The sequence below is a fragment of the Bacillus sp. P4_D3 genome, assembly GCF_056401855.1.
On record NZ_JBFUIN010000201.1, the window covers coordinates 1 to 5,721 of the forward strand.

Consider the following 5,721-nt stretch of genomic DNA (forward strand, 5'->3'; position numbering starts at 1 on the left):
AGATGAAGGTTTACCGCCGCGTAGTGAAATTCATAGAAATAAAGAGAAAAAACCAAAGTTTAAAATAAATCACATTTTCGTCCGAGTGTTAACATTTTTGTTCATATTGTTACCTATTAGTATCCTATGGTATACGGATAAGTATATACAGGTAAAAAGTGATAGTAATAATGCTGAGAAAAGTGCGTTTGAAGTGATTTTCTTTGATTCAGCTCAGACTGAATCAAAGAAGCAGTCTGAGAAAGTAGCAACTCATGTTGTGAAAGATGGAGAAACTTTAGAAAGTATAGCGAAGCAATATTTCTCAGATGAAAATGGGATAGAAATAATAAAAAAGTATAATGATTTACAAGAAGATGAAGTGAAAGTAGGACAAGAATTGAAAATTCCTATAAAAGATAAGTCCACGAAGTATGAGAGTTAGCTAAATGAGTGATATAGCTTCACATAAAATTAAGGACTATACTTTACGAGGAGGGAGAGTAAAAAATATATGTCATGGATTATATTATTATGTACTCTCATATGCATTGGTTTTGTATGTCTTCTTGGAATGTATAAAGAAGCGATGCGTAATACAGTGTTGGAACATACTTTAGTATTCGAAGAATTTCCGGAAAGTTTTCAAAAAGTTAAAGTTTTTTTTATTTCGGATATTCATAGAAGKATCGTTTCTAGCTCGCTAATTGAACGAGTGAAAGGAAAAGCAGATATCGTAATTATTGGCGGCGATTTAGCTGAAAAAGGAGTACCTTTATCGCAAATCTCTTTAAATATTCAAAAGTTAAGAGAAATAGCCCCTGTATATTTTGTATGGGGAAATAATGATTATGAAATTGAATATCACGAATTGGATGCTTTATTAATAGAAAATAATGTGAAGGTATTAGATAATACAAGAGTTGTATTTGAGTCTGAATTAGGAGAGAAAATTTGCTTACTCGGTATCGATGATGTTGGATTAGAACGAGATCGTTTAGATTTAGCGTTGTCTGATTGTAAAGAAGAAGGTTTTCGCATTTTAATTAGTCACAACCCAGATATAATAAAGAAAATGTCTGGTAAAGAACAAATTTCGCTCGTATTAAGTGGACATACACATGGAGGTCAGATTCGGTTGTTTCCATCTGAAAAGCATTTAAAGGGTGGTGTATATAAGCATTCTAATACGACTCTCTTTGTTAGTAATGGGTATGGAACAACATTACTCCCTCTTCGTTTTCGGGCACCTTCCCAAACACATATCATTACGTTATGCGGAGGAAAATAATGCCGACTTTAAATGGGACATATAATATAAAAGCTGTTTCGAATATACTCGGAATTCAACCGAGTACACTTCGCGCATGGGAAAGACGCTATCATATTATTGCCCCAAAGAGAAATCGTGCGGGGCATCGTTTATATACAGAAGAGCATATTCATATTTTGAAATGGTTAATGAATAAAGTTTCTGAGGGGATGATGATTGGACAAGCAGTTCAGTTATTAGAAGGGAATCGGTTGCAGAACAACATTCAAAAAGAAAAAATTACAGATACAGAAGTTGTTTTAGTGGACGATATACTACAAGCTTTGTTAAAATTTGATGAAATTACAACTTCTGCATTATTAAACGAGGTTTTTAGTATATATTCAACGGAAAAGGTTGTTACAAGCATCATCCTTCAAGTGGCAAACAAGTTGTTATCTWTAAAAAATAATAATGAGATTACAATGTCACAATTCAAATATGTTGTATCATTCTTACAAACACGTCTAGGAATGATCTATCATAATGCGTCAGTGTATTCTTCCGTTAACAAAGTTTTCGTTTTAGGAAATAATATATTAAAAGGATTTATTTTCGCGACGTATTTACGACTAAAAGGATATCAAGCAATGTATATGGGGACAAGTTTAGATGAAGAAGGTATTTTACTAGCTATTGAACAATTACAACCTAAATATTTGTTTATATCTTTTGATGATGAACGAGAACTTGAAGAGGCAGTAGAATTTATTGACTTATTGCAAGAAAAAAATGAAAACCTCTCGGGTGGTTTTATAGGAAGAAAAGGCATTGGAGATCAATTAAATCTTCAAAATATCCTAATTGGTAACACGAAAGAAGAATGGGATGGATGGTTAAAAATGTCAGAATAGTCGTTCGAAAAGAACCATCTATTTTCTATTTCATATAATAAAAATTAGATGCAATGGTTACGTAGGGAGGGTATGAGATGAGACTGGAACGTTTAAATTATAATAAGATTAAAATTTTCCTAACATTTGATGATTTATCTGAACGAGGATTAACGAAAGAAGATTTGTGGAGAAATGCACCGAAAGTACAGCAACTATTCCGTGATATGATGCAAGAAGCGAATAAAGAATTAGGGTTTGAAGCGGATGGACCGATTGCTGTTGAAGTATTTTCTCTACAAGCTCAAGGTATGGTTGTAATTGTAACAAAAGAAAATCACGAAGTAGATACAGAAGATGAGTTCCGTGACGAGTTTATTGAAATGCAAGTGACTCTTGATGAAAGTGAACATATACTTTACGAGTTTGCTACATTAGATGATGTAATCAATTTGTCAAATCGCTTATATAACCTTGGTGTAACTGATGGGAAGTTGTATACGTGGGATGATCGTTTTTATCTTTGGATAGAAGAAGAAGAGCAATTTCAATTATTGAAGGCGGATTTTATAGCTATTTTAGCGGAATACGGTAATCCGTCAACAGCAACAATTTACCGCATAATGGAATATGGTAAAGAATTAATGGATTCTCAAGCAATTGAACAAATATACAATTACTTTGTAAAAAAACAAAACCTCAGCTAATGTAACGTAGCTTGAGGTTTTATTTTTATTCAGCTGAAAATCTAAAATCTATAAAGCGAAGTGTAGGAAACAAGACTAGCCGATCTATATTTAAAAATATAACCAGTATTTTTTGATGAAATAATTGTTTTATCGAACGTATTTTGATGAAAATAAAAAATATTTAAATATTTAAGTATTTTACTTTTCTAAAAGCAATAAAAGGACTATAATAATAGTGAAAACGCTTGCAACGCAAAATAGTTTGTATATATTTGTTAGCGTTTTCTATTGCATTCCAAATTTAACGGTGTATACTAGGCAATGAAGGTTTACTAAACAAGTGAAATTACAGGGGGTTTACTTACTATGGTAGCCGAAAAGGGAACTCAAACGAAAACACAACAACAAGGGGAACAACATTTTGAATTGTTAAATTCAACACAAATTGTAATTAATGAAGCATTAGAAAAATTGGGTTATCCAAACGAAGTATATGAATTATTGAAAGAACCAATTCGTATGATGACAGTGAAAATTCCAGTTCGTATGGATGACGGGACTGTTAAAATATTTACAGGATATCGTGCGCAACATAATGATGCTGTTGGTCCAACGAAAGGTGGAATTCGCTTCCATCCAAACGTAACAGAAAATGAAGTGAAAGCACTTTCTATTTGGATGAGTTTAAAATGTGGTATTGTTGATTTACCATATGGTGGAGGTAAAGGTGGAATCATTTGTGACCCACGTGAGATGTCTTTCCGTGAATTAGAAAGATTAAGCCGCGGTTATGTACGAGCAATTAGCCAAATTGTTGGTCCGACAAAAGATATTCCGGCTCCAGATGTATTTACAAACTCACAAATTATGGCATGGATGATGGATGAGTATAGCCGTATCGATGAATTTAATTCACCAGGATTTATTACGGGTAAACCACTTGTATTAGGTGGATCACACGGACGTGAAACAGCGACTGCAAAAGGTGTAACAATTTGTATTCGTGAAGCTGCGAAAAAACGTGACATTGATATTAAAGGTGCGCGCGTTGTTGTTCAAGGATTTGGTAATGCGGGTAGCTTCTTAGCTAAATTTATGCATGATGCAGGCGCGAAAGTAATTGCAATTTCAGATGCTTACGGTGCACTACATGATCCGAATGGATTAGATATTGACTACTTACTAGATCGTCGCGATAGCTTCGGTACTGTAACAAAACTATTTAATAATACAATTTCAAATACAGAACTGTTAGAACTTGATTGCGACATTTTAGTTCCTGCTGCAATTGAGAACCAAATTACAGAAGAAAATGCTGATAAGATTAAAGCGAAAATTGTAGTTGAAGCTGCAAATGGTCCAACTACATTAGAAGCAACAAAAATCTTAACAGATCGTGGTATCTTACTTGTTCCAGACGTATTAGCAAGTGCTGGTGGCGTTACGGTATCTTACTTTGAGTGGGTACAAAATAACCAAGGTTACTACTGGACTGAGGAAGAAGTAGAACAACGTTTAGAAAAAGTAATGGTAAAATCATTCGATTCAATCTATGAAACATCACAAGTTCGTAAAGTAAACATGCGCTTAGCTGCATACATGATTGGTGTTCGTAAAATGGCTGAGGCTAGTCGCTTCAGAGGTTGGGTATAATATATAATGTTTTGAGAAAACGTGATTTCCTTTTGAGGGAATCGCGTTTTTTGTTGAAGTTACTAGTTAGAGGTGTTGGATATGAATAATGAAATGATGAATTGAGTAGATTGATTAGAAGAAAGGGTAAACCAAACTAGAAAGTAAAATAGTAAGGATTGAAAATACTCAGAAAACAAGTATTTTTAGAATGTTTGGAGAGGGTTTATTGCATCTTGTTGTTGGAGGGCTGATTATCGCAGTAGTAATTGGAATTATTACGTAGCTTGGTGAAAAATAAAATAAAAACAAAAAGAACGCTTGTTCTACACGAACAAACGTGCTATACTTTCCTTAGATAAGCAAACGGAAACGATTTTAAGGAGAGATAAATGATGAAAATGACAGTAGACCAAAGATTTATGATGCCAGCAGATGTTGTGGAACGAGTGGAAGTTTTACGAAATAATCATAGTAAGCGTGGATCATTATTACAATCAGTAAATAAGTTTTTCGGTTTAGATACGAAAGAAGATTGTGTTTGGTTTTACGGTTTTTACGGAGTGGCTGTAAGTATTGTATTATTTATGGTATTCACATCAAATATTTTCGATTTTCTCTTCGCATAAGAAATAATGCCATAAGGACATTGCCACCGAATACATATATAAGGAAGTAAGGTAATTTTTTAGAGCGGGAGTTGGTAGTAATGGCGATGTTCCCTATTGAGCGTAATTATATTGGGTATGGAAATTCACGACCAGGAATTCCTCTTTCAAAAGTAAGATTTATTGTAAGTCATGACACGGGGAACCCTGGTAGCAATGCGATAGGAAATCGGGATTACTTTAATGAAATACAACCGAAAGCTTCAGCGCATACATTTATTGATGATAAAACAATATTAGAAATTGTCCCTATAAATGAAGTTGCGTACCATGTTCGATACAATGTGCCAACGGATAATGATTTATTCGGTTATGATGCGAATAAGGCTGCAATTGGGGTTGAACTTTGCTATGGTGGCGACGTAAACTTTTGGGAGGCGTATACTCGTTTTACGTGGTATCACGCTTATTTATGTCAAAATTTCGRTTTAAATCCTAAAAAGGCTATTGTGTCACACAAAACGTTGGATCCTACTCGGAAAATCGATCCTGAAAATGTATTAGGGCAACAAGGAATTAAATTTCAGCAGTTTTTAGCAGATGTCTATCGGATGTATGTTTCGTTTAGATGACAAATATATGAAAAATGAATACAATAAAGATAGGTG

The 5,721-nt window shown here is 33.9% G+C and carries 7 protein-coding genes; all 7 read left to right on the forward strand.

All coding sequences use genetic code 11. The features are described from left to right. Nucleotides 1–424: LysM peptidoglycan-binding domain-containing protein (locus AC1DTM_RS17030; protein WP_477000538.1), on the forward strand; the 424-nt coding region annotated here is incomplete at its 5' end. A 69-nt stretch (nt 425–493) separates the two neighbouring features. Further along, nucleotides 494–1,270, forward strand: coding sequence for a metallophosphoesterase (locus AC1DTM_RS17035; protein WP_477000539.1), 777 nt, complete (start codon nt 494–496; stop codon nt 1,268–1,270). After that, nucleotides 1,270–2,145, forward strand: a complete 876-nt coding sequence (locus AC1DTM_RS17040; protein WP_477000540.1) for a MerR family transcriptional regulator — start codon at nt 1,270–1,272, stop codon at nt 2,143–2,145. Before AC1DTM_RS17035 ends, AC1DTM_RS17040 begins: the two co-directional genes overlap by 1 nt. A 77-nt stretch (nt 2,146–2,222) precedes the next feature. Further along, a complete protein-coding gene (locus tag AC1DTM_RS17045; RefSeq protein ID WP_002158605.1) occupies nt 2,223–2,831 on the forward strand; it encodes a genetic competence negative regulator in 609 nt (202 codons plus the stop codon). A gap of 348 nt (nt 2,832–3,179) precedes the next feature. Next, nucleotides 3,180–4,466 (forward strand): NAD-specific glutamate dehydrogenase, encoded by a 1,287-nt coding sequence (gene gudB, locus AC1DTM_RS17050; protein ID WP_000225168.1) that lies wholly within the window; start codon nt 3,180–3,182, stop codon nt 4,464–4,466. 371 nt (nt 4,467–4,837) lie between these two features. After that, nucleotides 4,838–5,074: a DUF3961 domain-containing protein gene (locus AC1DTM_RS17055; protein WP_002149379.1), complete on the forward strand. Its 237-nt coding sequence runs from the start codon at nt 4,838–4,840 to the stop codon at nt 5,072–5,074. Nucleotides 5,075–5,154: 80 nt separating this feature from the next. Continuing rightward, nucleotides 5,155–5,685, forward strand: coding sequence for a peptidoglycan recognition protein family protein (locus tag AC1DTM_RS17060; RefSeq protein WP_477000541.1), 531 nt, complete (start codon nt 5,155–5,157; stop codon nt 5,683–5,685). Nucleotides 5,686–5,721 lie beyond the last annotated feature (36 nt).

Coding starts and splice junctions, on each gene's coding strand:
- AC1DTM_RS17045 (WP_002158605.1), top strand. CDS start 2,223: ATGAGACTGGAACGTTTAAATTATAATAAGATTAAAATTTTCCTAACA.
- gudB (WP_000225168.1), top strand. CDS start 3,180: ATGGTAGCCGAAAAGGGAACTCAAACGAAAACACAACAACAAGGGGAA.
- AC1DTM_RS17055 (WP_002149379.1), top strand. CDS start 4,838: ATGATGAAAATGACAGTAGACCAAAGATTTATGATGCCAGCAGATGTT.